This window comes from Streptomyces sp. NPDC048565 (genome assembly GCF_040650935.1).
Classification (GTDB): Bacteria; Actinomycetota; Actinomycetes; order Streptomycetales; family Streptomycetaceae; genus Streptomyces.
Map to the genome: position 1 here is coordinate 63,583 of NZ_JBEZIH010000016.1, position 26,939 is coordinate 90,521.

Below are 26,939 nucleotides of genomic sequence, written 5' to 3' on the forward strand. Positions count from 1 at the left end.
TGCCGGAAATGGGACCGGCAGGGGCACGGACCGTTGACACAGCTCCGGCCCGGGCGGCAAACTCATGGACATCATAGTGAAGGAAACTTCACCATGCGAACACTAGTGGATGGACGGTCCCATGGACAAGGTGGTCGCGTCAGCGGCGCTGGCCGTCGCCGACGTGCCGGACGGCGCGTCGGTGGCGGTGGGGGGCTTCGGCCTCAGCGGTGTGCCGAACGTGTTGATCGACGCCCTGCACGCGAGCGGTGTCAGCGGGCTCGGTGTCGTGTCGAACAACTGCGGAGCGATGGACTCCGGTCTCTCGGTGCTGCTCTCCGCCGGCCGGATCGGCCGGGTGACCGGCTCGTACATCGGCGCGAACAAGGAGTTCGCCCGGCAGTACCTCGGCGGTGAGCTGGAGCTCGAACTGATCCCGCAGGGCACCCTGGCCGAGCGGCTTCGGGCCGGTGGGGCCGGCATACCCGCGTTCTACACCCCGGCCGGCGTGGGCACGCAGGTCGCCGACGGCGGCCTCCCCTGGCGCTACGACGGCGAGGGCGGGGTGGCGCTGGCCTCCCCCGCCAAGGAAGTCCGCGACTTCGACGGTACCGAGTACGTCCTGGAGCGGAGCATCCGCACCGACTTCGCCTTGGTCAGGGCGGCGAAGGGCGACCGGCACGGCAACCTCGTCTTCAACAGGTCCGCACGCAACTTCAACCCGCTCGCCGCCATGGCGGGCCGCATCACCGTCGCGGAGGTCGAGGAGCTGGTCGAGCCGGGCGAGATCGACCCGGACCAGGTGCACCTGCCGGGCATCTTCGTGCAGCGGGTGGTCGCGCTGACCCCCGAGCAGGCCGGGGACAAGCAGGTCGAGAAGCGGACGATCACGGAGCGGGGGGCACAGGGCTGATGGCCTGGAACAGGAACGAGATGGCCGCCAGGGCGGCGACGGAGCTGCGCGACGGCGAGTACGTCAACCTCGGCATCGGGCTGCCGACGCTGATCCCCAACCACCTGCCCGATGGCGTGCACGTCGTCCTGGAGTCCGAGAACGGCATCCTGGGCACCGGCGCCTTCCCGTACGAGGAGGACGTGGACCCCGATCTGATCAACGCGGGCAAGGAGACGGTGACGGTCAGGCCCGGCGCGTCGTTCTTCGACTCGTCGCTCTCCTTCGGCATGATCCGCGGCGGACACATCGACGCCGCCGTCCTCGGGGCCATGCAGGTGTCGGCCCGGGGCGACCTCGCCAACTGGGCGGTGCCGGGGAAGATGGTGACCGGCATCGGTGGAGCCATGGACCTGGTGCACGGCGCCCGCCGCGTCATCGTGACCATGACGCACACCGCCAAGGACGGCAGCCCGAAGATCGTCGAGGAGTGCACCCTGCCGCTGACCGGCAAGGCGTGCGTCGACCGTGTGATCACGGACCTCGCCGTGCTCGATGTGACCGACGGCGGCCTGGTCCTGGTGGAGACCGCCCCCGGGGTCAGTGCCGCCGAGGTCCTGGAGCGGACGGCCGCTCCGGTCCGTACAGCCGAAAGGATCACGTCATGAGCTTCCGCCCCCACGACGTGTACATCGTCGACGCCGTCCGCACCCCGATCGGCAGGTACAACGGGGCCCTGGCGCAGGTTCGCCCCGACGACCTCGCCGCCCACGCGATCCGCGCGCTGCTCGACCGCACCCCGGAGCTCGACCCCGCGCGCATCGGTGACGTCGTCCTCGGCAACGCCAACGGCGCGGGCGAGGAGAACCGCAACGTCGGCAGGATGGCCGCGCTCCTCGCGGGTCTGCCGGTCTCCGTGCCCGGCGTGACGGTCAACCGGCTGTGCGCCTCCGGCCTCGAAGCCGTCGTGCACGCGGCCCGTGCCGTGGCGCTCGGTGACCACTCGCTCGTCGTGGCCGGCGGTGTCGAGTCGATGACCCGCGCCCCGTACGTCCTGCCCAAGAGCGACCGAGCCTTCCCTGCCGGGCACACCGAGATGTACTCGACCACCCTGGGCTGGCGCATGGTCAACCCCCGGATGGATCCTCAGTGGACGGTGCCGCTCGGCGAGAGCGCGGAGCTGATCGCCGAGAAGCACTCCATCAGCCGTGAACAGCAGGACGAGTTCGCCCTTGCCTCCCACCGGAAGGCGTCGGCCGCGCGAGCGGCGGGGCTGTTCGACGCGGAGATCGCTCCTCTGACCATCCCGCGCCGCAAGGGCGACCCGGCCGTAGTCGACCGGGACGAGTGCATCCGGGACGACGCTTCGCTGGAGGCGATGGCGAAGCTCCGCCCGTCCTTCCGTCCGGAGGACGGGACCGTCACCGCGGGCAACTCCTCCCCGCTGAACGACGGCGCCTCGGCCCTGCTGCTGGCCGACGAGGAGGGGCTGCGGGCCACCGGCCGTGAGCCGCTGGCCCGGATCACGGCCTCCGCCGTCTCGGCCAACGAGCCGCACTACTTCGGTCTCGCCCCCGTCGAGGCCGTGAACAGGGCGCTGGACAGGTCGGGCAGGAGCTTCGCGGACCTCACCACCCTCGAACTCAACGAGGCCTTCGCCGCCCAGGTGCTGGGCTGCGTCGCCGAGTGGCCCGACCTCGACCCGTCCGTGCTCAACCCGCGCGGCGGAGCCATCGCGATCGGCCACCCCCTCGGCGCGTCGGGGGCCCGCCTCGCCGGGGCCGTCGCCCACCAGCTCAAGGCCGCCGGGTCCGGGGTCGGTGTGGCGACGCTGTGCATCGGCGTGGGCCAGGGCTCGGCACTGGTGCTGGAGCGGTAGCCCGGGGGCGACGGCGCTCTCATCCGGCGGGCCCCTCCCGAGCGGCGGAACGGGCCCGCCGGATGAATGATGAACAGATGCTGTGGTGCCGCGAGTGCCGTCCGGCCTCTGCGCCGGGCGTGCCGGACGATGTGATGACCGCGACGACGGGCGTGGAGCTCCGCCCGGGGCCGGCAAGGGCTGCTCGATGAGGTCTCCCGACGGGCTGCTGGAGATCGGCCTCGTGCGCGCGGTGTTCGACAGCCTCGGGGCAGGCGTGCTCGTCACCGACACCACCGGCCGGCTCACTGCCTCCAATCCACGCGCGCGTCTGCTCCTGGAGCTTCCGCAGGACGAGATGCTCGGTCATGACCTGCACGACCTGCTGCACCGAGGACCGGACGGCGGCACGGTCCCACGGAGCGAGTGCGACATGCTGACCGTCCTGGAGGACGGCCTGCCCGCGGAGGGCAGCGACGAACTCTTCCTGCGCGGGGACGGAAGTCTGGTGCCGATCATCTGGGCGGCCACCCCGTTGCGCCACGAGGGTCGCGTGGAAGGCTCGGTCGTGGTCTTCCACGATTTCAGCCTGCACCGTGACGCCGCCGAACAGACCGCAGCCCACCTCGCCGCCCTGGAGGGGCTCACGGCCCGGCTGACGATGGTGTCCGAGGTCTCGACGGTCCTGATCTCCTCCCTGGACACCCCGGAGATGCTGAACAGGCTGGCCGGGCTGCTCGTGCCCGACATGGGTGACTGGGCGGCGATCGACGTACACACGGCGGGCGAGATGCGGCGCGTCGCCGTCCACGCCCCTCGCGGCCACCTGGCGGCGCAATCGCTCAGGGGTCCGCTGCCGCCCCTTCCCGACGCCACGCGCTCGGCCGTGGTCCAGGCCCTGCGAAGCGCCGAGCCCGTCGTGCTGGACGCGGACGCACTCGCCAGGCAGCCGGACAGCCCGCTCGCGCTCGCCCACCGGGAGCTGTTCGACCGGCTGGGAGGATGCTGCGGCGTCGTGGTCCCCCTGCACACCCGGCGGCACGTCTTCGGCGTCCTGACCATGGCCAGGACCGCCCCCGGCTCCTCCTACTCCGAGGCCGAGGTCTTCGTGCTCGCCGACATCGCGCGCCGTGCCGGCCTGGTCATGGAAGCCGCCGAACTGTTCGAGCAGCAGCGCCATGTCGCCGAGACCATGCAGCGCCAGCTCCTCACTCCCCTGCCGCAGGTCGACCACCTGAAGCTGGCGGCCCGCTATCTGCCCGCCGAGAGCGCCACGGAGATCGGCGGGGACTGGTACGACTCCTTCCTCCTCGGCGACGGCGTCCTGACAATGATCATCGGCGACGTGGTGGGCCACGATCTGAAGGCCGCCGCCCACATGGCCGAGGTACGCAACATGCTGCGCGCCCTGGCCTGGGACCGGACCGAACCTCCCAGCCTGATCATGCGCCGTCTGGACGAGGCCATGACCCACACGAGTGACGCCCCCATGGCCACCTGTGTCTTCGCCCGTATCGAGGGCGACGAGGGCGGGCCCTGGGAGTTCCACTGGGTCAACGCCGGCCATCCGCCGCCCCTCCTGATCACCGACGACGGGCACACCCGCTTCCTCGAAGCCGGCCACGGCCCGCTCCTCGGTCTGAGCTCGGCCCTGCACATGGGTCTTGGGTGGCCCGACGCCCACGCGGAGATCCCGCCCCGCTCGACGCTCCTGCTGTACACCGACGGGCTCGTCGAGAGCCGCAACCGTGACATCGGAGAGGGCCTCGACACACTGCGCCGGCACGCCGCTGCCCTGGCCCGCCGCGATGTCGAGGACTTCCTCGACGAACTCCTCATCCGTATCCAGCCGAGCGGCGACGATGTCGCCCTGCTGGTCCTGCGCACCCCGGCGGCGGGCGCCGTCATCGACCCGGCACCGGCGCAGCACGCGCACAACCCGGCTGCCCCGAACCGCGCGGCACCCGGCTCCAGGATCGAGGACAGCCCCGTCAGGGACACCTCCGAGTCGGCCTGACGCATACCCCGAACGTTCCGGCAAGGGGGCTGACGCCACTTCCGATTCGGGTCCGGGGCGTACTGATCTCACGTCAGAAGCTTGGCAGGGTCGTCGGTGAGCGATCGATCGGTCCGGCGGGATCCGGGCCATGACTCAGGGGGAAGACCCATGCACCGCAAGCGCATCGCCGCCGCAGCCCTGCTCGCCGCCACACTGACCGGGGCACTCGCCCCGGTGGCCGCGGCGCGCCCGTCGGACCCGGTGCAGAGACAACTGGATCTGCTCGTGGACCGGGACGGTGTTCCCGGCGCCCTCGCGTACGACGGTGGGAAGACCCGCACGGCCGGGGTCGCCGACCTGGAGTCCGGCCGTCGGATGCCGGGCGCCCAGGGCCGGTTCAGGCTGGCCAGCGACACCAAGGCGTTCACCGCGACGGCCGTCATGCGCCTGGTGGCTGACGGACGGATACACCTCGACGACCGCGCCGGGACCTACGTGCCGCAGCTCGCCGAAAGCCCCATCACCGTAAGGCAGTTGCTGAAGCAGACCAGTGGGCTGCCGGAGTACAGCGCACTGGTCGACTGGACGGAGGCCGGCACGGAGCAGGAGTATCTGGCGCTGGCGCTCGACGCGGAGCCCGTCTTCGAGCCCGGGCAGGACTGGGGCTACTCCAACACCAACTACCTGGTGCTCGGCATGGTGATCGACAAGGCCTCGGGAGTCGGCTACCGCTCCTACGTCGAGCGTACGGTCCTGCGTCCGCTGCACCTGGACGACACCTACTGGCCCGCTCCCGGCGAGCTGACCCTGCGCGGACCGCACGCCCGCAACTACGGCGTCCACCCCGCCTCCCCCGAGGCAGGCGTCACCGACGTGACGGAGCTCCCCGGGTACGAGTTCGGCGCGTCCGGCGGGCTCGTCTCCACTCCCGAGGACCTCAACGCCTTCTGGGACGGCCTGTTCGGCGGCAGGCTCCTGCCCGGCTGGGCGCTGCGCCTGATGACCGGGGACACCACCGACATCGGCGGCCAGGACGTCTACCCCGAAGGCAGCCGCTACGGCTACGGCGTCGCCTCGATCCCGCTCAGCTGCGGCGGCGTCTACTGGGGCCACGGCGGCGACCTGCCCGGTGACTCGGTGGGCGGCGGCCGGGCCACGGGCGGCCGGGGCACCGTGACCGTCTACACCACGACCTGGGCGGCCGAGGGCGACAGCCTGGGCCACCTCCAGGGCGCGGTGGACGCGGCGCTGTGCGCCGAGGACCGCGGCTGAACCCGGGCCCGGGACGCCGCGTCGACGTCCCGGGCACCGGCCCGCGTCCGTGGCACAGTCGTCTCCTGTACCGAAGAGCCGAAGAGCCGACAGCGGCCGACGGCCGGCGGAAGAGAGTGATGCGCGATGAGACTTGTCGTACAGGAGTTCCTGACCCTCGACGGTGTCTCCCAGGGCCCCGGGGCTCCGGACGAGGACCGCAGCGACGGCTTCGAACAGGGTGGCTGGTTCGTGCCGTACCTGGACGAGGAGTTCGAGGAGGTGGCAGCCACCTGGCTCGGCACGGCGGACGCCCTGCTGTTCGGCCGCCGTACCTACGAGAACTTCGCACGGGACTGGCCGAAGATGACCGAGCACCCCTTCGCACCCGTCATGAACGGCCTCCCCAAGTACGTCGCATCCCAGAGCCTCGACGCGGGCAGCTGGAACCCGACGACGGTCCTGAGCGGGGATGTTCCTGCCCAGGTCGCCGCACTGAAACAACAGCCGGGCCGCGACCTGCAGATCCATGGAAGCGCCCGGCTGTCCCAGTCCCTGCTCGCCGCGGGCCTGGTCGACGAACTGCGGCTCGTGATCGCCCCGGTCGTGCTGGGCCACGGCCGGGGGCTCTTCCCGGACGGCGGTGCCCCGGCCGGCCTGCGGCTCGTCAGCCACCGCAGGACAGCACCAGGGCTGTCGGTCCACACCTTCGAATCGACGGACCTTCCGCAACCAGGGGTCTACGGGGGCGGCGTCTGACGGGAGCCCTCCGCCGCGTCGCCGTCATTTCGCAGGGCCTGCGCGAGCCAGGGGTACACCGGGAGCAGACGCGGCATCACCTGCCAGCCGTTGACGATCCACACCAGTCGCCAGTACCGGTCGACCCTGGGATCGTGCGCCTCCTCGAACCGCTCGGCCAGCCAGTTCCGGAACTCCGTGTCAGGGGTGCGCGCGAACACCTCGGCGAAGCGGTGCACCAGGTCGTCGATGACGGGTGCGGCCCCGCTGCCGAGCGGGTCGACACCCGACTCCATCGCCCCGGACACCTTCCGGCGGGTGTGGTCCATCAGTTCCTCGCCGGCCTCGCTCTCGATGCCGAGCGCACCTCCGGCGGCCTGGCGCACGGCCGTCCGCCTCATCCGGATCCGGAAGTCCTCGTCGCCGACCAGCTCGGCGAGCTCCACCCACGCGGCGACCTGTTCCCCCGAGGGGTCGTCGGGGAGATCGGGAGTGGCGGCGCGCACCATGGCCACCGCGGCGGGGTCGGCATCCGAGCCGAAGGTGCCGACCACGAAGTCGTCGATCAGACGTCGGCGTTCCTCACCGGACAACTGGGTGATTCTGTGCATGAGCTTGGTCTCCTCAAGATCGGATCCACGTCCGGCCACGACACGCAGCACGCTCCGGCGCAGTCGCAGCACCCGGATCTGGACGTCCAGGGCGTCGGCGTGCGCCGCGGCGACGTCTGCCACCGAGAGCTCCCGGTCCAGCACCCGTTTGATCGTGGCCAGGTCCATGCCCAGCTCGCGCAGTGTGCGCAGGAGTTCCAGACGAAGCAGTGCGTCGAGGTCGTAGAGCCGATAACCGGCGGGACTTCGGGTGGTCGGCGCCACCGCCCCCGAGTCGGAGTAGAACCGGATGGTCCTCACGGACAAGCCGGTCCGCCGGGAGAGCTCCCCGATCGAGTAGAGGGTCGTGACGTCGTCCATGTCCCCCACTCTGCGGTCTCCAGTCGGTGGAGACTCAAGGGGGTGGCTCATGACCCCCAATTCAAGTACCGGTATAGTATGGCCGGTATAGTTATTGGTTGCACGAGAAGGACGCCGCATGATCGAGATCCTGAATTCCACCCTGCTCGCCCGAGCGAAGGACACGGGCACACTGGTGGCCGACATCCTGCAGACACTGAAGAGCCGCAGCACGGTCGGCACGAACCTTCTGGACATCGACCGGTGGACCAAGGCCATGATCGTCGAGGCGGGAGCGCAGTCCTGCTACGTCGACTACGCGCCATCCTTCGGACGCGGGCCCTTCGGCCACTACATCTGCACGGCCGTCAACGACGCCGTACTCCACGGGCTGCCCCACGACTACAAGCTCGCGGACGGCGATCTGCTGACACTCGACCTCGCCGTGTCCAAGGCCGGAGTCGCCGCGGACTCCGCCATCAGCTTCGTCGTGGGCGACGCGAAGGCCCCGGAGAGCGCCGCGATGATCAGCACGACGGAACGCGCACTGGCGGCGGGGATCGCCGTCGCCGGGCCCGGGGCCCGCATCGGCGACATCTCCCACGCCATCGGCACGGTCCTCGGCGAGGCGGGCTACCCGGTCAACACCGAGTTCGGAGGTCATGGCATCGGATCGACGATGCATCAGGACCCGCACGTCCCGAACACCGGTCGGCCCGGCCGTGGATACACGTTGCGCCCCGGGCTGCTGCTGGCACTGGAGCCGTGGATCATGGCGGACACCGCCGAGCTCGTCACGGACGCCGACGGATGGACACTGCGCAGCGCGACGGGCTGCCGGACGGCACACAGCGAGCACACGATCGCCATCACCGAGGACGGAGCCGACATCCTCACCCTGCCGAAGAGATAGGGCCTCTCGTCCGGATCAGGGCGGAACAGGGCGGATCACCCGCCCGGTGCGATGCGACAGGTCCCCGGCGTCCGGCCCATGGTGCTGCCGAACGCGTCGATGAACGCACTGGTCGTGGCCCATCCGCATCGTCGTCCCGTTTCACTCACGGTGACCCCTTCCGCCAGCAGCACCATGGCGTGGAACACCCGGACATTGGTCCTCCACTGCGGATAGGTCATACCGAACTCGCTCCTGAACAGCCGGGCCAGGGTGCGTTCGCTCACTCCGACGCTCCGGGCGAGCCAGGCGGCGGTCCGCGGCTGCCGCAGATCGTCGGTCACCAGCGTGCACGCCTGTCGCAGCAGGGGACTGTCAGGGGTGGGCACCGTCAACGGCTCCACCAGGGCCCGCCGCAGCCGGTCCCGCAGGACGGCGCGCAGATGGCGTGCCTCCTCCTGCGGGAGGGACGGTTCGCTGCACGCGATGATCAGCTCGCGCACCAGGGCGTCCACAGCGACGACGACCGGCGTCCGGGACGCCAGAAGGTCGTCGTGGACGGGGAAACCGAGCGTGTGCACGGAGCTGTGCCCGTGCACACGGTGCTGATGCCAGGTGCCCGCCGGAATCCACACGGCGCGCGCACTGGACGCCACCCGGGAGGCCTCCCCCGTATGCACCGCCAGCACACCGGAGCTGACGTAGAGGAGCTGGTGGTAGCCGTGCTGGTGACGGCCGATGACGTCACCGGCGAGGTGGGCGTGGGTGGAGCTTCTGGGCTCCTCCGTCCCCATCTCCGCCTGACTGTTTTCCGACATACGTCGTCAGAATAACGGAAGCGGCGCACCGTGCGGTCCTGACAGCGTGATGACCATGCCCGAGACGTCCCACACCCCGCGTGATCTTCCTCCCGCCGCTCCTCCGAGGCTGAGGGCCCGGCTGGCCTCAGGGCTGCGCGGCGTCGCCCTCGACACCCGCCCGCTCGCGGTCCCCGTCTTCCGCCGCCTGCTGATCGGACAGGGCGCGGCGTACGTCGGAACCATGGTCACCGGCGTCACCATCCCGGTGCAGGTGTACGCGCTGACGCGGTCGTCGCTCGCCGTGGGGATGACGGGACTCGCCGGCCTCGTACCGCTCGTGGTCTTCGGCCTGTACGGCGGCGCGATCGCCGACCGGTTCGACCGCCGGGCGCTCTACCTGGCGTCGGCGTCCGTCACCTGGGCGGTCACACTCGCCCTGCTGTTCCAGGCCTTGGCCGATCTGCGGTCGGTGCCTCTCGTCCTCGCCCTCGTCGCCGTACAGGCCGGTTCCTTCGCCGTGTCGTCCGCCGCCCGGGGCGCGATCATTCCCCGTATCGTTCCCACCCCCCTGATACCCGCCGCGAACACCCTGTACTTCACCGTCGGCAATGTCGGGCAGGTCGCCGGGCCCCTCGTCGCGGGCGTACTGATCTCACTGCCGAACGGCTACTGCTGGGCGTACGGCGCCGATGCCGTGCTGTTCTCCGTCCTGCTGTACTCCGCCCTCCGCCTGCCGTCGATCATGCCGACCGGCGCGGGTGGCGGGGCGGGGGGCCTGCGCTCCGTCTTCGACGGGCTGCGGTTCATCGCCGCTGCCCCCGTGCTCTGGATGTCCTTCGCGGTCGATATCGCGGCGATGACCCTGGCCATGCCGACCGCCCTGTTCCCCGCGGCGGCACACCTGCGCTACGGCGGAGGAGTGGGCCTGCTGCACTCGTCCATCGCCATCGGGTCGGTCGCGGCGGGGCTGTTCAGCGGTTGGATCGGACGCGTACGCCGCCAGGGCCGGGCGCTGGCCGTCGCCGTCACCGCCTGGGCGGCTGCCATCGCACTCGCGGGCACCGTCCACCAACTCCTCGCCGCCGCGGTCCTGCTGGCCGCCGCCGGAGCGGCGGACCTCGTCAGCGCGGTCTACCGCGAGACGATTCTGCAGACCTACGCGCCCGACGCCATGCGGGGCCGTCTGCAAGGTGTCTTCACCGTCGTCGTCGCCGGCGGCCCACGCCTCGGGGACCTGCGCGCCGGCGCCATGGCGTCGGCCACCGGTCTCGGTGTCGCGTGGACAGGCAGCGCGCTGCTCTGCATGGTCGTCGTCATCGCCGGCGCACTGCTCGTACGGCCGTTCTGGCGCTACACCGCCACGCCTGCACAGTCGCAGTCGGCGACGAGCCCCGAAGCCGCACATCAGCAGTAGCACCGACAGTGCGTCACCGCCTCCGGGGCCGGGCCGGGTTCACAGCTCGCCGGGGCCGTCGACCCTGCGGAAGGGAAGGCCGAGCAGGTCGGCCGCGGCCTTGAAGTCCTTGGCACGGTGGCCCGTACAAAGGGCCCAGTGGTGGCCGATTCCGGTCGCGGACCAGGCGTCCGTCCACTCCCCCGGATCGAAGCCGAAGGCGACGCGCGAGGTGGTGTTGCCGATCTCCAGCAGGGGCCCAGGGACGACCTCGCCCTCGGAGACGATGAAGCAGAAGGTGCCGTCCGCCTCCTGGCCGATACCGAAGGTGGTGACCGGCCCGTGCCGCACATCGGACTCCACGCTGACTCCCCAGCCGCGCTTGCCGTGGTAGACGCCGAGTCCCCGAAGGAGCGGGCCGGTGGACGAGATGGCGAGGTGGGCCGGCCCGTCGTGGCCCATCTCGACCACCCCGTCACGGAAGTTGAGCGCCTGGAGCTCGGTGAACGACCCGCCGGCGCCGAGCGTGTCGGCGATCAGCATGGCCAGGCTGGTGCGGAGTTCGTACTCACCCGCGACCGGGATCCCGCGGGCGGTCAGCAGGGAGGCGCCGAGGATCATGCCCGCGCCGAGCCGCTCATGGATCTCGCCGTCGAGGCCACGGTGGTAGTACGCGAGGCTGTCGAGTCCGAAGTCCTCCACCAGGCGGTCGAGTCCCACGGAGACCCTGGCGGCCCAGTCGAGGTCCACCTCGTTCACGGAAGCGTCGAGAGTGAAGACCTTCCGCGCCAGGGCGACGCGTTCGGCGGCCTGCTCGTCGGTCACGGCGGCGACCCTGACGCGCAGGTCGTCGAATTCCAGCACCTCCACGTGCCCACCGAGCTGGCCGGACACCAGGGTCATGTCGGTGGAGACGTCCAGCATGCCTGGATACAGGTGCCCCATCAGACCGTGCCGCCCGTGGCGCGTCACACCGCGCACACCCGCCGCCGAGATCCACCGGCCGATCCGGGTCCAGGCGTTCTCGTCGTGCAGATGGCCGGAGACCGAACGGAAGGGGATACCGCTGCGCCGGAACACGTTGGCGACCTCGGGGAGCGGGCACTGCCCGCAGTAGGCCAGCCACCGGCCCGTGTCGGTGTTCGGGTGGTCCATCGCCTCGGTCGGCTGGAGGTCGATGACCAGGACGGGCGTGTGGGTGCGCTGGGCGACCGGCAGCACCATCGAGGCGGTCAGATAGGTCGTCAGGAACGTGACGACGATGTCGCAGTCGGCCCTGCGCAGCTCCTCCGCGGCCGTGGCGGCCTCCTGCGGATCGGAGATGAAGCCGGCGTCGACCACCTCGCAGCCCATCTCCTCGAACCGCCCGGTGACGAAGAGCGCCGACTCCCGCAACTGGTCGAGGAGGCCGGGGAACTGCGGCCAGTACGCACCGAGCCCACCCGACACCAGCCCGACACGGGTGGGCCGTCGGCGCACCCGGGCCGGCGCTGCGTCGAGCACGTCGGAGGCAGTGTCGTCCGTCATCAAGCGCACCTTCCTGAAGGTTTCACGCCCGTGAGACTAGACAGCGCCGAGGCACACCGACAAGGAGTTGAAACGTATCAATCCGGCGCCGGCCCTGCTCGCGCCCATGCGTCTCGCTCCGCACGACCGCTCCGCGCACCCCAGGTCAGTCGAGCAGCTCCCCCAGTCGCGCGGCGGAGCGGACGACGGTCTCGCCCAGTGCGTCGAGGCCGGTGACCTCGAAGACCGAGATGCCGATACTGACGGTCGCCTCGCCGCCCCGGGAGGGCACCGCGGCGGAGATGCCGGTCACCGCCGGAATGACCTCACCCCTCGTGACGGCGTACCCCTTGGAGCGGGCCTCGGTGACCTCGGGGCGCTCGCCCTCGCGGTACGGGCCATGGCCGAGCAGGGCGAGGCCGCCCGACCCCTGCTCGACGGGATGGGTCTGACCGGGCCGGAACGACACATGGACCAGGGCTTCGCGCGGTTCCACCACCACGAGCGCCCGCATCTCGGCGGGCCCCTCCCGGACCAGCAGGTGCGCGGTGGCGCGGGTGGCCTCCGCCAGCTCGTCCAGGATCGGGCCCGCCAGTGTGCGCAGGTCCTGCTGGACGGGTTCGGCCAGAGCGACCAGGCCCGTGTCCAGCACGATACGACGCCGGTGGTCACGGCGGCAGAGCTGATGCGCCTCCAGGGTCCGCACCAGGCGGTGCGCGACCGTGCGGTGCACTTCCACGGCATCCGCCAGCTCGCTGACGGTGAGGCCCTGCGGGCGCTCCGCCAGCACCCTGAGGATCAGCAGTCCGTGGTGGAGCGTCTTCGACATGCCGGTGTCGAGCTCGGGGGCCGACCGGGTCGGTGGTGTGTTCATGAATCCATCCCTTGACGGGTTTCAGCCACGTTGCCTATGCTCGCATTATTCGCACAGTGAGTGCGATTATCGCACGCTTACTCACCGTGCGGCAAGCTCCCCTCCGGCTCTCGGGACAGCCGTCGGAGCGGGAGCACGAGCCGAAGGGACGCCCGCATGGACCCCAGCACGCCCGCGCTTCCCGCCAGTGCCCAGCTGGCCGGAATCCATCAGCTCTACCACCTCCAGAGCCACCTCATCGACGGAGGCCGCGCCTCGGAATGGGCCGCCACCTTCACCGCGGACGGCTCCTTCGATTCCCCCACGTACCCGGAGCCGGTGACCGGCACGGCCGCGCTGACCTCGTTCGCCGAGCGGTTCGCCGCAGGCTGTGCCGCCGAGGGCACGGTGCGACGGCACGTGGTCGGGAACGTGGCCGTGACCGGCGGCGACGGGGACGGAGGGCTACGGGTGGAGGCGTACCTACAGATCGTCGCGACACCCCGGGGTGGCACTCCCCGCATCGAGCGGTTCACCACCCTCACCGATCAGGTCGTCCGTGACGGCGACCGCTGGCGGATCGCCTCCCGGACCGTGCGCCGGGACGACACGGACGGCGACACGCCGTCCTGATCCCTCCCACGACCCTGCGGGCCACCCTCTCCTGGCCGTACGGGCCGTCTCCTCGCGGCCGTCGCCGATGCCGGGACCGCAAACCCGCACCCGCACCTCGACGAGCGTGCTCCGACGACCGCGCTGCGACGAGCAGGCTTCAACGAACACGCTTCAACGACGAAGGAAAACGGAACCACCGATGAGCGACAACACCGCATACCCGCAGGTCCCCGGCGCCGATGGGCCCGGACGTGTGGTCGGCAGGCAGCCCGCCGCCGTGTATCCCGAACTGGCCGGCACCACGGCTGTCGTCACCGGCGCCGCCCGGGGCATGGGCGCCGTCTTCAGCGAGGGCCTGGCACTGCGCGGGGTGAACGTCATCGCCGCGGACATCGACCTCGACGCGATGAAGGCGACCGCCGGGGAGATCAACGCACAGCAGGAAGCGCTGCCCCTGGACTCGGCCCGCGGACGGGTCGTCCCGGCCGCCGTGGACGTGGTCGAGGCGGCCGCGCACGAGGAGCTGGCCCGGCTCGCGCACAGCGAGTTCGGCCGCCTTGACCACTGGATCAACAACGCCGGCATCTTTCCGCACGCCTTCGTGGGGGACATCCCGCCCGAGCAGATCGACGCCGTACTGAAGGTCAACGTGCAGGGCGTGCTGTTCGGTTCGCAGGCCGCCGCTCGGCACATGCTGCCCGGCGGCGCGATCGTCAACATGTCCTCGGTGTCCGCGGTCCGGGTGCGCAAGGGGCGGGCCGCGTACTGCGCGTCCAAGGCGTCGGTGGCCCATCTGACCGAGTCGCTGGCCGTGGAACTCGGTGACCAGGGGCTGCGGGTCAACTCGATCGCGCCCGGTTACATCGACACCGAGATGACCCGGTGGGTGCAGGAGGACCCGGCCGCGCTGAAGCACGCGCTGGACAGTGTGCCGCTGCACCGCCTCGGCTCGCCGCAGGAGGTGCTGGGCGTGCTGCTGTTCCTGCTCTCCGACAGCGCCCGCTACGTGACCGGGCACGGCATCGCCGTCGACGGTGGCTCCCGCCATGTCTGAGTCGACTCCTGCCGGTTCGGAGGCGAACCCCCGGACGCCCGCACCGGCCGCCGACCTGTCCGGTGGGCACCGCGAGACGGTGCGCTACCCGTCGGTCGTCCTGATCACGGGGGCCGCGGCCGGGATGGGCGCCGAGCACGCCCGCGCCCTGGCCCGCCGCGGCAGCCACGTGCACCTCGCCGACATCGCCGACTGCACGCCCCTGGTGCGGGAGATCACCGAGGCGGGCGGCCGGGCCACCGGGCACGCCCTGGACGTCACGGACCCGGCCGGCTGGCGCACGGTCGTGGACGCCGTACGGAGCGCCGACGGCCGTCTGGACGGGCTGGTCAACAACGCGGGGGTCTCCCGCAGGCTGCGGTTCATGGACACCACCGAGGAGGTGTGGGACCGGGTCCTTCGGATCAACCTCCACGGCCCGTTCCACGGTATCCGGACCGTCGCGCCCCTCATGCGCGACAGCGGCGGCGGTTCCATCGTCAACATCTCCTCGGTCTCCGGACAGATCGGCTACTTCTCACCGTCGTACTCGGCGAGCAAGTGGGGTCTGACCGGGCTGTCCAAGTCCGCGGCCGGTGAGCTGGCCGCCTGGCGGATCCGGGTCAACTCCCTGCATCCGGGGCTGGTCGGCACCGGACTGCTCGCCGGGTCGGACGCCTTCGTGGAGTCGGCGCTGCGCAGCGTCCCCGCCGGGCGGCTCGGCGCGGTGGACGAGGTCACCGACGCGGTGCTGTTCCTGCTGTCCGACCGCAGCTCCTACATGACCGGCAGCGAGCTCACCCTCGACGGCGGACTCGTCTCCAACGGGCTGTACCACCGCATCCTCGATGACGCCGAAGGAGCACTGTGATGACCGACTTCGACGCGCTCGACGTGATCGTGGTGGGCGGTGGCGGAGCGGGCCTGGCCGCGGCGGTGGCCGCCGCCGAGGGCGGCGCGCAGGTCGCGCTCTTCGAGTCCGAACGCGAGCTGGGCGGCTCCACCCAGCTGTCCGCGGGCATGTTCACCGCGGCCGGCACCAGTGTGCAGCGCGGCCTGGATGTGGAGGACACCGCCGAGCGTCACTTCCAGCACTACATGGACCTCAACCAGTGGCAGCTCAAGCCGGGTCTGATCCGGGCGTTCTGTGCCGCCGCAGGTCCCACCCTGGAGTGGATGCTGGCTCTGGGCCTGGACGTCCCGGCCGCCGTGTCACCGGACGCTCACACCCCGGGCCTGTGCCGGGCCGGAGTGGAGGACGTCTGGCGCGGGCACGTGCCACGCGACCAGGGCTACGGCCTGGTGCGGGTGCTCGACAGGGCACGGCGCGAGCGCGGTGTCGAGGCCGTCCTCGACACCCGGGTGGAGCGACTGCTGTTCGAGGATGGCCGGGTCGTGGGCGTGGTCGCCGACGGCATCGAGGTCCGGGCCGGTGCGGTGGTCGTGGCCAGTGGTGGCTTCGCCCGCAGTCCGGAGCTGCTCGACCGTCACTACCCGCAGGCGCACGCCGCGGGCGAGGCGCTGTTCGTGGTGGCGGCCCCGGGCAGCCGCGGCGACCACCTGGGTTTCGCGGAGCAGACCGGCAGCGCGCTCACCGGGCACGGCTGGGGCTTGATGCTGCCGACCGCCTACTTCCAGCGGTACCACCACTGGCAGGCCGGGTTCCCGCCGAAGTCCCGGGTGTACGTCAACAGTGCCGGGCGGCGCTTCATGGACGAGGACGCCTCGTACGCCGTGTCCAGCGGCATCATCCTCGCCCAGGACGGTCCCGTGTGGGCGGTGTTCGACGAAAAGGCCAGGCTGGGGCTGCCGGCCGGGTACGCGGACTGGACGCCCGAGCGCATCGCCGACGAGGTGCGCGCCGGGCGGCTGCTGAGCGCCGGCTCCCTGGGCCGACTGGCCGAAGCCATGGACGTACCGGCCGACGCGCTGAGCGCCACGGTCGCACGGTGGAACGCCAACCTCGCCACGACCGGGGAGGACCCGGACTTCCTGCGCGAGGAGTCGCTCGCCGCGAAGGGTTCCCCGCAGGCGCCCGAGCCCCTGGCCGTCGCACCGTTCCACGCCGCCCGGGTGCTGCCCACCGAGCTGGTGTGCACACATACCGGTCTGGAGATCGACCGGGACGCCGCGGTCCTGGACCGCACCGGTACGACCGTGCCCGGGCTGTTCGCCGCCGGTGAGGCCGGCGGCGGAGTTCTCGGCATGCGCTACGTCGGGGGCGGCAACGCCATCGCCAACGCCCTCACCATGGGGCGCCTCGCAGGCCGCAACGCGGCCCGCGGGCGCTGACCCTCCCCCTTCCCTCAATCCCCTCAGGAGCAGTCATGGGAGCGCACCTCAACGCCGAGGACACCGCCCTGGGCAGCAGGGTCACCCGGAAGGTCTCGTACCGGATCTTCCCCATCGTGGGCCTGTTGTACGTGTTCAACTACATGGACCGGTCCAACATCAGCTACGCCCAGCTCGGTATGGAGCATGAACTGGGCATCACCACGGCCACGTTCGGCGCGGTCGCCGCGATCTTCTTCCTGGCCTACGTGGTCCTGGAGATTCCCAGCAACATGATGCTGAAGAAGGTCGGGGCCCGTCTGTGGCTGGCCCGGATCGCCATCAGCTGGGGTCTGGTCACGGCGGTCACCGGCTTCGTCCACACCGTCACCCATCTGTACGTCGCGCGCATCGCACTGGGCATCGCGGAGGCCGGGCTCTTCCCCGGTCTCCTGCTGTACCTGACGTTCTGGTACCGCGGCCGGGAGCGGGGCCGTGCCATCGCACTGCTGGCGCTGGCGCAGCCGGTCGCGATGATCCTCGGCTCCATGACCGGCGGGTGGATCCTCGACCACGTCGACTGGCTCGGTATGAGCGGCTGGCGCTGGGTGTTCATCCTCCAGGGCGCACCCGCGGTGCTGATCGGCCTGGTCACGCTGATCTGGCTGCCGGACCGGCCGTCCGACGCCCGGTTCCTGACGTCGGACGAGAGCCGTTGGCTGCAGAAGGAGATCGACAAGGAGTACACGGCAGGCTCCGCCCACAAGGAGACCGTCCGCGACCAGTTGCGGGCGATGAAGAACGGCAGGGTGCTCTACCTCGCGTTCGCCAACTTCTTCGCCGCGTGCGGCCTGTACGGTTTCTCCTTCTTCCTGCCGAAGATCGTCCAGCAGCTGGATCCCTCGTACTCGGCCACCAACATCGGGCTGCTCGGCACCATCCCCTACCTGGTGGGCGCGGCCGGCATGCTGCTGGTGGCGCGCAACTCCGACCGCACGGGCGAGCGCCGCTTCCACATCATCGGCCTGATGCTGCTGGGCGCGGTCGGCCTGGCCGGCACGATCGTCTTCCGGCACGACCCGGTGCCCGCGATGGTCTGCCTGTCGCTGGTCGCCGTCGGCGTGCTCGGTTACATGGCGCCGTACTGGGCGCTCGCAGCGCGCATCCTGCCGCGCGAGCAGACCGCCGTCGGCCTGGCGGGCATCAACTCCATCGCGGCGCTGGGCGGCTTCTTCAGCCCGTACATCATCGGCAGGAACGCCACGGCGGACGATGTCACCGTCGGCCTGTACTTCCCCATCGCCTGTCTCGTGGTGTGCGCCGTGATGCTCGCCTTCCTGAAGGTCCCCCGGGAACGCCGGCCCGCCGACGCCCTCGGGCCTCGCACCACCGCGGGCGTCTGAACCGCCAGGACGTCACGCCACCACGACGCAAGGAACAGCCATGCCGTATTACCGCAGTGTCGGAGACATCCCTCCCAAGCGGCACACCCAGCACCGTGACGCGGGGGGCCGTCTGCGCTTCGAGGAGCTCATGGGCGAGGAGGGGTTCTCCTCCGACTCCTCGCTGCTCTACCACCGCGAGATCCCGTCGGCCATCACGGACTCCCGCCCGTGGCAGTTGACCGGCCAGGAGACGGTCGCCAACCACCCTTTGAAACCACGCCATGTGAAGTTGCACGACCTGTGGCCGGGTGATGACTGGCGCGACACCGACGCGGTGACCGGACGACGGATGCTGCTCGGCAACGGCGACGTACGCATCTCCTACGTCGTCGCCGGCGCCACCTCGCCGCTCTACCGCAACGGCATCGGCGACGAATGCGTGTACGTCGAGGCCGGTACGGCCGTGGTGGAGACCGTGTTCGGGAAGCTGACCGCCCGCGCCGGGGACTACGTACTGCTGCCCCGGGCAACCACTCACCGGTGGCTGCCCGAAGGCGACGAGCCTCTGAGGCTGTACTGCGTGGAGGCCAATTCGCACATCTCCCCGGCCCGCCGCTATCTCTCCCGTAACGGGCAGCTGCTGGAACACGCCCCGTTCTGCGAGCGCGACCTGCACGGCCCCGGCGAACCGCTGTCGGCCACCGGCACCGACGTGGACGTGTACGTCAAGCACCGCGGGCCGCGGGGCGAGGTGCTGGGCACCGTCTTCACCCAGGCCACGCATCCCTTCGACGTGGTCGGCTGGGACGGCTGCCTGTACCCGTACACCTTCAGCGTCCACGACTTCGAGCCGCTGACCGGACGCGTGCACCAGCCGCCGCCCGCGCACCAGGTCTTCGAGGGCGACAACTTCGTGATCTGCAACTTCGTGCCCCGCAAGGTGGATTACCACCCGCTGGCCGTCCCGGTTCCGTACTACCACTCCAACGTGGACAGCGACGAGGTGATGTTCTACTGCGGGGGCGACTACGAGGCCCGTAAGGGCTCAGGTATCGGGCAGGGCTCCGTCTCCCTGCACCCGGGCGGGCACGCGCACGGACCGCAGCCCGGCGCCTACGAGCGGTCCATCGGCGCCGAGTTCTTCGACGAACTGGCCGTCATGGTCGACACCTTCCGCCCGCTGGAGCTGGGTGAGGGCGCGCTCGCCGCCGAGGACCCGGGCTACGCCTGGACATGGGCAGGCCGGGGGCCGGCCTCGTGAACACACTGCTCGCCGGGCTCGTCGACGACGCGGGTCTGTTTCCGCCGACCTCGCTGCCGCCGGCCGATGCGGTGGCCCGGCACCGCCGGGACCGGGCCGCCTGTCATCCGATGCACGCCCTGCGGTTCCTCGTCCCGGTCGGACGGCTGGAGGAGATCCGGGCGGAACTACGGCCGGGCGACCGGCTGCGGCTCGGCCTGATCGCGGACGCCGCGGGGCCGGACGATCCCGGCGGCAGGCTGGGCGGTGCGCTGGCCACCGTGGCCGCGGACACCCGTCTGGAGACCGCGCTGGTGGAGGCACCGCTCGCCGTGTTCGGCGCTGATCCGGCGTCGGCGGTACCCGCCGTACTGGCCGCCACCGCCGACAGCCGGGTGCCCCTGTTCGTTGAGCCCGCCTCCCCGTCGGACATCGACGCCCTGCTCGAGACGGTGACCGCCCTCGGCGCACCCGGCCTGGGCGCCAAGCTGCGCTGCGGCGGCGTACGGGCCGAACTGTTCCCCTCCCCCGCCGAGGTCGCGCACTTCGTCACGGCGTGCGCGCGGGCCGGCGTTCCGTTCAAGGCGACCGCCGGACTGCACCACGCGGTACGGCACCTGGACCCGGCGACCGGATTCACGCACCACGGCTACCTGAATCTCCTGCTGGCCGCCGCGCTGGCCGCGACCGGCCCCGTGGACCCCGCGGCGGTGCTGCGTGCGCTGGAGACGACGTCGGCCGACTCCCTGACCGAAGCCCTGGGCGCGCTGCCCCGACCGGCGCGGACCGCCGCCCGCGCCCTGCTCATCTCCTACGGCTCCTGTTCCACCAGTACACCGGTGTCCGAGGCCCGCACTCTCCTCGACGCCCCCTGAAAGGACTGCTCCGCACATGACTTCCCCCAGCTGGGTCCCGGTGCCCGACGGCTCGCCGTTCACCCCGCACACCCTTCCCTACGGTGTGTTCGCCCCGGAGGGCGGCGCGCCCCGGGTCGGTGTCGCCATCGGCGACCATGTCCTGGACCTGGCCAGGGCGCTCGACGACAGCACGTTCGCGCGTCCCAGCCTGAACGCCTTCCTTGCCCAGGGCCGCGCCCGCTGGCGCGAGGTCCGCACGCTCGTCACCGACCTGCTCACCGACGCCGGCCGACGGGACGCTGTGGAACCCGCCCTGCACCGTGCCGACCGGGTGCGGATGCTCCTGCCGTTCGAACCGGCCGATTATGTCGACTTCTACGCCTCCGAGCACCACGCGGCGAACATCGGCCGGATCCTGCGCCCGGGTCAGGAACCGCTGACCCCGCAGTGGAAGCACCTGCCGATCGGCTACCACGGCAGGGCCGGGACGCTGGTGGTCTCCGGCACGGACGTGGTCAGGCCCTGGGGGCAGACCCGGCCCGCCGACGGCGGCGACCCGCCGTTCGGTCCGTCCCTGCGGCTCGACATCGAGGCCGAGGTGGGCTTCGTCGTCGGCACCCCGTCCCGGCAGGGCACCCGGGTCGGCGTCGACGACTTCGCCGACCATGTCTTCGGCGTGTGTCTGGTCAACGACTGGAGCGCCCGTGACCTCCAGGCGTGGGAGTACGTGCCGCTCGGCCCCTTCCTCGCCAAGTCGTTCGCCACGTCGGTGTCACCGTGGATCGTGCCGCTGGACGCGCTGGAGGCGGCCCGTACCGCTCCGCCGGAGCGCACCGAGGAGCTGCGGCCCTACCTGCGTGACGGAGAGGACTGGGGTCTCGATCTCGCACTGGAGGTCCGTCTCAACGGCCAGGTCGTCTCCCGCCCTTCGTTCACCTCGATGTACTGGACGCCGGCGCAGATGCTGGCACACATGACGGTCAACGGCGCCTCCCTGCGCACCGGTGACTTCTACGCCTCGGGCACGGTCAGCGGACCCGGCGAACAGGAGCGCGGATGTCTGATGGAGCTCACCTCGAACGGCCGGGAGCCCGTGGAGCTGCCCGACGGTTCCACCCGTACGTTCCTGGAGGACGGTGACGAGGTCACCATCACGGCGACGGCGCCAGGACCGGACGGTACCCGCATCGGCTTCGGCGAGGTCCGGGGCCGGATCGTCGCCGGTTCCGACGCCGGGCTGGAGGGCTGAGGACATGGACAAGGTGATCGCCAGTGCGCGGGAGGCCGTGGCCGACGTCGGCGGCGGTGCCTCGCTCGCGGTCGGCGGCTTCGGGCTGTGCGGCATTCCCACGGCGCTGCTGGGCGCGCTGCACGAGAGCGGTGTCGAAGGGCTGCGGGTGGTGTCCAACAACTGCGGGACCGACGGCCACGGCCTGGGACTTCTGCTCACCGACGGCCGGATCAGCCGGGTGACGGCCTCGTACGTCGGTGAGAACAAGGAGTTCGCCCGCCAGTACCTGGGCGGTGAACTCGAGGTGGAGCTGATCCCTCAGGGCACGCTGTCGGAACGGCTGCGTGCCGGGGGCTGCGGCATCCCCGCCTTCTACACACCCGCCGGCGTCGGCACCCAGGTCGCGGACGGTGGCCTGCCGTGGAGGTACACCGCCGACGGCACGGTGGCGGTGGCCTCTCCGCGCAAGGAGCAGCGCGCGTTCGGGGACCGCACCTATGTACTGGAGGAGTCGGTCACCACGGACTTCGCGCTGGTACGCGCCGCACGCGGTGACCGGTACGGCAATCTCGTCTTCCACCGCTCCGCGCGCAACTTCAACCCCCTGGCCGCGATGGCCGGCGGTGTCACCGTCGCCGAGGTCGAAGAACTGGTCGACGGCACACTGCCTCCGGACGAGGTGCATCTGCCGGGTGTCTTCGTCCAGCGGGTGCTGCCGCTCACCCCCGAGCAGGCAGCTGACAAGTCGGTCGAGAAAGTGACGGTGCGCTGATGCCCTGGAACCGTGACGACATGGCAGCCCGCGCCGCGGCCGAACTGGCCGACGGCTCCTACGTCAACCTCGGCATCGGCCTGCCCACACTGGTGCCCAACCACATCCCGGACGGCGTCGACGTCGTACTGCACTCCGAGAACGGCATACTCGGCGTCGGTCCCTACCCTCACGCCGACGCGATCGATCCGGATCTCATCAACGCGGGCAAGGAGACGGTCACGCTGAGGCCGGGCGCCTCGTTCTTCGACTCGGCGCTGTCCTTCGGCATGATCCGCGGCGGACACCTGGACACCGCGATTCTCGGCGGCCTCCAGGTCTCGACCGGCGGCGACCTCGCCAACTGGACCGTACCCGGCAAGATGATCAAGGGCATGGGCGGGGCGATGGACCTGGTGCACGGCGCCCGTCAGGTGATCGTGCTGATGGACCACACCACCAAGGACGGTGGCCCCAAGATCGTGCGCAGTTGCACACTTCCGCTCACGGGCAGGGCGTGCGTGAACCGCGTCATCACCGACCTCGGGGTGTTCGACGTCACCACACCCACCCTGACCGTCGTCGAACTCGCGCCCGGCGTGACCCTCTCCCAGGTCCGCGCGGCCACCGACGCCGATGTCGTCACCTCCCCCACCCTCTCCGACGGGCAGCGGACACGGTCGTGAGATCAAGGGCCGGTCGGTGACTGCCAGACCAGCGAGTAGCGCCAGAACAGCCGTCGCCGCAGTCTCGCGCCGGGGAGGACGTCGCCGGCCGCCCTGACGATCTCGTCGAAGGTCATCTCCGCGGCGCGGGTACGGGCCGTCATGGCGGCGGGCCGGGCGGAGGGGCGGCCCCTGTTCTTCAGCCAGCCCATCGCGGCGTTGGCAGGAACGGCGACCGCGCCGAGAAGGTGATCCACGGGGGTCCGTGCGCGGAACAGCCCGAGGACGACCAGGGTCCCTCCGGGCGCCAGGTGACGCCGGAAACACGTGAGCGCCTGAGCGAACGGCAGATGGTGGATCGTGGCGACGCAGGTGATGACGTCGTAGGAGCCGGCAGGGAACTCGGCCGGCAGGTCCGCGACGGTGAAGGTCACGGGCAGCGTGGCGGGGGTCAGCTCCTGGGCCCGGACGGTGATCACCGGATCGGAGTCGATCGCCGTCACGGTCACCCCACGTCCGGCCAGGAGCCTCGCCAGGTCCCCGCTCCCGGCCCCGGCGTCCAGGGCGTCACCGAAGCGTCTTGGCAGCTGCCGAAGGATCCATCGGTGGTAGTGGGCGTTGTGGTCCCAGGGATACGCGGCATTGAATCGTTCCAGAGCCCTCAGGACACGGGGCGGGAGAATCTTCATCCGCCCAGTCCATCAAGTCCCGACGGTGCGTCACAGCGCGGGCCCCCGACAGGGAGTGGGGTTCGGCTACCCGATCTCCGCGTCATGGGTTAGGTTAGGCATACCTAAGTAGCCGTCATGAGGCCTCCCCGCCCGCTCCTCTGGAGAACTTGGATGCGTCCATTCAACTCCCGCGCCACACAGCCCACCCCCGTCGAACGCGTGCTGTCCATCCTGACCGCGGCCCACTCGATGACCGTGGTGAGCGACGGGCTCGACCCCGTCGAGGTGCACCGCCTCGACGGCACGGCCGCGATGGGCCATATCCACCTGCACGAACCGTCCGGGTCCGGCACTCCCTCACCGGGCCTCCGCATCCCCGTCCGGCTGGAGTTCACCGACATCGCGCCGACCCCCGTGCGCGACCGCACGCGCGCCCGCGTCACGGTGACCGGCCTGCTGGCGGCCCCGTACAGCACGGACACCGAGGAAAGCACCTGCATGGAGTTCGGCCAGGCGGTCTTCGAGGACCACAGGGGCCGCTCGTTCGTCACGCTGGACACGCTGCAGGAGACCGACCCCGACCCCATCGCCACCAGCGAGGCGGCGATGCTGACGCACCTCGTGGACGACCACGGCGAGCTCGTCCCCCTGCTCCTGCGTCTCGTGCAGCCGCAGCCGGAGAAGGGCGTGACGCGCGTCCTCCCGCTGGGGATGGACCGCTACGGCGTGACCCTGCGTCTGGAGTACCCCGGCACCCACCGCGACGTACGCCTGCCGTTCGCGAAGCCCGTCGCCCGGCTCGACCAGGCCGGCCCCCAGATCCACGCCCTGCTCGCCGCGGCCCGGCGTGCGTCCCACCGCAATCAGCTGCTCACCTGACCTCGGGGGTGCGTCCCACGCGTGGGACGCACCCCCGCCCGTTCGGAATCGTTCACGATCTTCGAGAAGAGGCCGGGGAGCCGCTGCCGCAGCCGGGCGGCGGCGTCCTGCATCCCGCGCTCGCCCCGGCCGCCGAGCTGTCCTCGGCCGGAAAACACGTCCGGGAGGCGGCTTCTGCCACCTCCCGGTCCTGTCGGCGCGTCCTCAGGTCTGGGGACGGCTGCCGTGGTTCGCGCCGTTCTTGCGGCGGGCCTTCTTCTTGCGACGTCGCTTCGAGGACATCGAACCTCCTGAGTCGGTAGTTTGTGCACCCTATCCGCCGGATTGTCAGCTCCGGTGATCAAAGGGCCCCTTACCCAGCGACGTGTCGGCAAACACCCGACGCGGATCCGGACAGGTGGCGTACGTCACGGTGTGCGGCAGCAGGTGTGGTCCGCGCCGGCGGGCCGGCCGTCCCTTCCTCCATGGACAGCCGTCGACCCGTTGTGATGTGATCCGGTGCGGCGGAACGGCCCCACCTTCCGCCGCGCGATCACCCGTGGGTCCCCGCATCGCCACGGCGAGCGCCCGGGTCCGTCCCCCCGGCTCGAAAGTTCCGTACACATGCAGAAGACCAAGGCCGCACTCTGGGAATTCCTCCAGGGGCTCGGCAAGACGTTCATGCTCCCCGTGGCCCTGCTCGCGTTCTGCGGCATCATGCTGGGCATCGGCTCCTCGCTCTCCAGCGAGGCCGTCACCGACAACCTCCCCTTCCTGAAGGCCGAGGGCTTCCACCTCGTCTTCACCTGGATGGCCAACACGGGGCTGGTCGCCTTCACCTTCCTGCCCGTCCTCTTCGCGATGGCGATCCCGCTGGGTCTCGCCCGCGAGGACAAGGGCGTGGCCGCGTTCTCGGGTTTCGTCGGCTTCGCCGCCATGAATCTCGCGGTGAACTTCTATCTGACCGCCAAGGGTGTCGACGTCGAGGACGAAGCCGCGATCGAGCACTACGGCATCGCCGATGTGCTCGGTGTCCAGTCCATCGATACGGGACTGCTCGGAGCGGTAGCCGTTGGCATCGTTGTCAGCCTCCTCCACCAGCGCTTTCGTACCCAGCGGATGCCTGACGCACTGGCCTTCTTCGGCGGGCTGCGCTTCGTCCCGATCATCTCCGCCCTCGTCCTGAGCGTGCTCGGTCTGCTCATCCCGCTGGTGTGGCCGACCTTCAACGGCTGGATCACCGCCGTGGGCCGCGGTATCGGGCACACCGGTGTGTTCGGGCCGTTCTTCTTCGGCATGGGTGAGGTGCTGCTGCGGCCGATCGGGCTGCACCACATCCTGGTGGCCATGTTCCGGTTCACCGACGTCGGCGGGTCGGGGGCCGTCTGCGGGGACAACGTCTCCGGGGCTCTGAACATGTTCTACGCACACCTGGACTGCGCCGGCGCCCCGAACGCCGCCGTCACCGACGCGACGCACTTCCTCTCCCAGGGCAAGATGGCGGCCTATCTGGGTGGCCTCCCGGGCGCGGCTCTCGCGATGTACCACTGCGCGAACAGGAAGATGCGCCCGGAGATCAAGGCCCTGCTGGTGTCGGGCGTGGTGGCCTGCGTGGTCGGCGGGATCACGGAGCCGCTGGAGTTCCTGTTCCTGTTCGTCGCACCGTGGCTGTACGCCATCCACGCGGTCCTGGTCGGGCTCGGCTTCCTCACGGCGGCCTTGCTCGGGGTCTTCATCGGGAACACGGACGGCAACGTCATCGACTGGCTGGTCTTCGGTGTCCTTCAGGGGTCGACGACCAAGTGGTATCTGGTGCCGGTGATCGCGGCGGTGTGGTTCGCCGTGTACTACTTCCTGTTCCGCTGGGCGATCAACCGTTTCGACCTCAAGACCCCTGGCCGCGAGGCGGAACCGGACGAAGGGGAAGAGGGCGCCGAGGGGGACGGGAGCGCCGAGCCCACCGACCCCGACGCGGCGACGGAGCCCGCCCGTGAGCTGGTCGCGGGGAAGTACGACGCCGTCGCCATCCTCGACGCGATCGGCGGCGGCGACAACATCCGGTCGCTGGACAACTGCATCACCCGCCTGCGCATGACCGTGGATGACGCCGAGCAGGTGGACGAGGCGCGGCTCAAGAAGCTCGGTGCCATCGGTGTGATCAAGCTCGACGGTCACACCGTGCAGGTCGTCATCGGACCGCAGGTCCAGTCGGTGAAGGACGCCATCGCCGCCATGATCCCGGTGGGCTGAC

At 70.7% G+C, this 26,939-nt stretch carries 25 protein-coding genes; 20 read left to right on the top strand and 5 right to left on the bottom strand.

Annotated features, from left to right (window positions below; all coding sequences use genetic code 11):
• Nucleotides 1-121: 121 nt before the first annotated feature.
• From AB0C75_RS20195 to AB0C75_RS20220, 6 genes are all read left to right on the top strand, one after another.
• Entirely contained in the window at nucleotides 122-892 is a 771-nt protein-coding gene (locus AB0C75_RS20195) for a CoA transferase subunit A (RefSeq protein ID WP_362892633.1), read from the top strand.
• Nucleotides 892-1,539, top strand: coding sequence for a CoA transferase subunit B (locus tag AB0C75_RS20200; protein ID WP_362892635.1), 648 nt, complete (start codon nucleotides 892-894; stop codon nucleotides 1,537-1,539). The genes AB0C75_RS20195 and AB0C75_RS20200 overlap by 1 nt, the downstream gene beginning before the upstream one ends.
• On the top strand, nucleotides 1,536-2,750 hold the full coding sequence (locus AB0C75_RS20205) for a thiolase family protein (protein WP_362892637.1): 1,215 nt from the start codon (nucleotides 1,536-1,538) through the stop codon (nucleotides 2,748-2,750). The genes AB0C75_RS20200 and AB0C75_RS20205 overlap by 4 nt, the downstream gene beginning before the upstream one ends.
• 187 nt (nucleotides 2,751-2,937) lie before the next feature.
• Nucleotides 2,938-4,746 (top strand): SpoIIE family protein phosphatase, encoded by a 1,809-nt coding sequence (locus AB0C75_RS20210; RefSeq protein WP_362892639.1) that lies wholly within the window; start codon nucleotides 2,938-2,940, stop codon nucleotides 4,744-4,746.
• Between the two features lie 150 nt (nucleotides 4,747-4,896).
• Nucleotides 4,897-6,000: a serine hydrolase domain-containing protein gene (locus tag AB0C75_RS20215; RefSeq protein WP_362892641.1), complete on the top strand. Its 1,104-nt coding sequence runs from the start codon at nucleotides 4,897-4,899 to the stop codon at nucleotides 5,998-6,000.
• Between the two features lie 126 nt (nucleotides 6,001-6,126).
• Nucleotides 6,127-6,738 (top strand): dihydrofolate reductase family protein, encoded by a 612-nt coding sequence (locus tag AB0C75_RS20220; RefSeq protein ID WP_362892645.1) that lies wholly within the window; start codon nucleotides 6,127-6,129, stop codon nucleotides 6,736-6,738.
• Here the strand turns inward: AB0C75_RS20220 and AB0C75_RS20225 are convergent.
• On the bottom strand, nucleotides 6,720-7,688 hold the full coding sequence (locus AB0C75_RS20225) for a MerR family transcriptional regulator (RefSeq protein ID WP_362892647.1): 969 nt from the start codon (nucleotides 7,686-7,688) through the stop codon (nucleotides 6,720-6,722). The two genes, AB0C75_RS20220 and AB0C75_RS20225, sit on opposite strands and share 19 nt — an antisense overlap.
• Nucleotides 7,689-7,806: 118 nt before the next feature.
• On the opposite strand from AB0C75_RS20225, the gene map reads away from it, so the two are divergent.
• Nucleotides 7,807-8,580 carry a type I methionyl aminopeptidase gene (gene map, locus AB0C75_RS20230; protein ID WP_362892649.1) on the top strand — a complete coding sequence of 258 codons (774 nt, stop codon included), beginning with the start codon at nucleotides 7,807-7,809 and terminating at the stop codon, nucleotides 8,578-8,580.
• A 35-nt stretch (nucleotides 8,581-8,615) separates the two neighbouring features.
• On the opposite strand, the gene AB0C75_RS20235 is transcribed toward map, so the two are convergent.
• The gene (locus tag AB0C75_RS20235) at nucleotides 8,616-9,377 is read right to left on the bottom strand and encodes an AraC family transcriptional regulator (protein ID WP_362892650.1); all 762 of its coding nucleotides are present in this window, start codon (nucleotides 9,375-9,377) and stop codon (nucleotides 8,616-8,618) included.
• Between the two features lie 55 nt (nucleotides 9,378-9,432).
• On the opposite strand from AB0C75_RS20235, the gene AB0C75_RS20240 reads away from it, so the two are divergent.
• The gene (locus AB0C75_RS20240) at nucleotides 9,433-10,773 is read left to right on the top strand and encodes an MFS transporter (RefSeq protein WP_362892652.1); all 1,341 of its coding nucleotides are present in this window, start codon (nucleotides 9,433-9,435) and stop codon (nucleotides 10,771-10,773) included.
• A gap of 39 nt (nucleotides 10,774-10,812) precedes the next feature.
• On the opposite strand, the gene AB0C75_RS20245 is transcribed toward AB0C75_RS20240, so the two are convergent.
• Both AB0C75_RS20245 and AB0C75_RS20250 read right to left on the bottom strand, forming a co-directional pair.
• On the bottom strand, nucleotides 10,813-12,279 hold the full coding sequence (locus AB0C75_RS20245) for an L-fucose/L-arabinose isomerase family protein (protein ID WP_362892654.1): 1,467 nt from the start codon (nucleotides 12,277-12,279) through the stop codon (nucleotides 10,813-10,815).
• Between the two features lie 145 nt (nucleotides 12,280-12,424).
• Complete coding sequence (locus AB0C75_RS20250) at nucleotides 12,425-13,087, bottom strand: helix-turn-helix domain-containing protein (RefSeq protein ID WP_362892822.1); 663 nt, start codon at nucleotides 13,085-13,087, stop codon at nucleotides 12,425-12,427.
• 201 nt (nucleotides 13,088-13,288) lie between these two features.
• Here AB0C75_RS20250 and AB0C75_RS20255 point away from each other — a divergent pair, with 201 nt between their 5' ends.
• The 10 genes from AB0C75_RS20255 (at nucleotide 13,289) to AB0C75_RS20300 (ending at nucleotide 23,180) form a co-directional block, all read left to right on the top strand.
• Nucleotides 13,289-13,744, top strand: a complete 456-nt coding sequence (locus tag AB0C75_RS20255) for a nuclear transport factor 2 family protein (protein WP_362892656.1) — start codon at nucleotides 13,289-13,291, stop codon at nucleotides 13,742-13,744.
• Nucleotides 13,745-13,925: 181 nt separating this feature from the next.
• On the top strand, nucleotides 13,926-14,780 hold the full coding sequence (locus AB0C75_RS20260) for an SDR family oxidoreductase (protein WP_362892658.1): 855 nt from the start codon (nucleotides 13,926-13,928) through the stop codon (nucleotides 14,778-14,780).
• A 79-nt stretch (nucleotides 14,781-14,859) separates the two neighbouring features.
• On the top strand, nucleotides 14,860-15,630 hold the full coding sequence (locus tag AB0C75_RS20265) for an SDR family NAD(P)-dependent oxidoreductase (protein ID WP_362892824.1): 771 nt from the start codon (nucleotides 14,860-14,862) through the stop codon (nucleotides 15,628-15,630).
• Nucleotides 15,630-17,051, top strand: a complete 1,422-nt coding sequence (locus AB0C75_RS20270; protein ID WP_362892660.1) for an FAD-dependent oxidoreductase — start codon at nucleotides 15,630-15,632, stop codon at nucleotides 17,049-17,051. Before AB0C75_RS20265 ends, AB0C75_RS20270 begins: the two co-directional genes overlap by 1 nt.
• Nucleotides 17,052-17,086: 35 nt before the next feature.
• Nucleotides 17,087-18,433 carry an MFS transporter gene (locus AB0C75_RS20275; protein WP_362892662.1) on the top strand — a complete coding sequence of 449 codons (1,347 nt, stop codon included), beginning with the start codon at nucleotides 17,087-17,089 and terminating at the stop codon, nucleotides 18,431-18,433.
• A gap of 40 nt (nucleotides 18,434-18,473) precedes the next feature.
• The gene (locus AB0C75_RS20280; RefSeq protein WP_362892664.1) at nucleotides 18,474-19,676 is read left to right on the top strand and encodes a cupin domain-containing protein; all 1,203 of its coding nucleotides are present in this window, start codon (nucleotides 18,474-18,476) and stop codon (nucleotides 19,674-19,676) included.
• Complete coding sequence (locus AB0C75_RS20285; protein ID WP_362892666.1) at nucleotides 19,673-20,530, top strand: hypothetical protein; 858 nt, start codon at nucleotides 19,673-19,675, stop codon at nucleotides 20,528-20,530. Before AB0C75_RS20280 ends, AB0C75_RS20285 begins: the two co-directional genes overlap by 4 nt.
• A gap of 16 nt (nucleotides 20,531-20,546) precedes the next feature.
• The gene (gene fahA, locus AB0C75_RS20290) at nucleotides 20,547-21,761 is read left to right on the top strand and encodes a fumarylacetoacetase (protein WP_362892668.1); all 1,215 of its coding nucleotides are present in this window, start codon (nucleotides 20,547-20,549) and stop codon (nucleotides 21,759-21,761) included.
• A 4-nt stretch (nucleotides 21,762-21,765) separates the two neighbouring features.
• Nucleotides 21,766-22,515, top strand: a complete 750-nt coding sequence (locus AB0C75_RS20295; protein WP_362892670.1) for a CoA transferase subunit A — start codon at nucleotides 21,766-21,768, stop codon at nucleotides 22,513-22,515.
• Nucleotides 22,515-23,180, top strand: coding sequence for a 3-oxoacid CoA-transferase subunit B (locus AB0C75_RS20300; RefSeq protein WP_362892672.1), 666 nt, complete (start codon nucleotides 22,515-22,517; stop codon nucleotides 23,178-23,180). The genes AB0C75_RS20295 and AB0C75_RS20300 overlap by 1 nt, the downstream gene beginning before the upstream one ends.
• A 2-nt stretch (nucleotides 23,181-23,182) precedes the next feature.
• Here AB0C75_RS20300 and AB0C75_RS20305 read toward each other — a convergent pair whose 3' ends face one another.
• Nucleotides 23,183-23,848, bottom strand: a complete 666-nt coding sequence (locus AB0C75_RS20305; protein ID WP_362892674.1) for a class I SAM-dependent methyltransferase — start codon at nucleotides 23,846-23,848, stop codon at nucleotides 23,183-23,185.
• A 153-nt stretch (nucleotides 23,849-24,001) separates the two neighbouring features.
• On the opposite strand from AB0C75_RS20305, the gene AB0C75_RS20310 reads away from it, so the two are divergent.
• Nucleotides 24,002-24,709, top strand: a complete 708-nt coding sequence (locus AB0C75_RS20310) for a DUF2470 domain-containing protein (RefSeq protein WP_362892675.1) — start codon at nucleotides 24,002-24,004, stop codon at nucleotides 24,707-24,709.
• A 603-nt stretch (nucleotides 24,710-25,312) separates the two neighbouring features.
• Nucleotides 25,313-26,938 (top strand): maltose/glucose-specific PTS transporter subunit IIBC, encoded by a 1,626-nt coding sequence (malX, locus tag AB0C75_RS20315; protein ID WP_362892676.1) that lies wholly within the window; start codon nucleotides 25,313-25,315, stop codon nucleotides 26,936-26,938.
• Nucleotide 26,939: the final 1 nt, after the last annotated feature.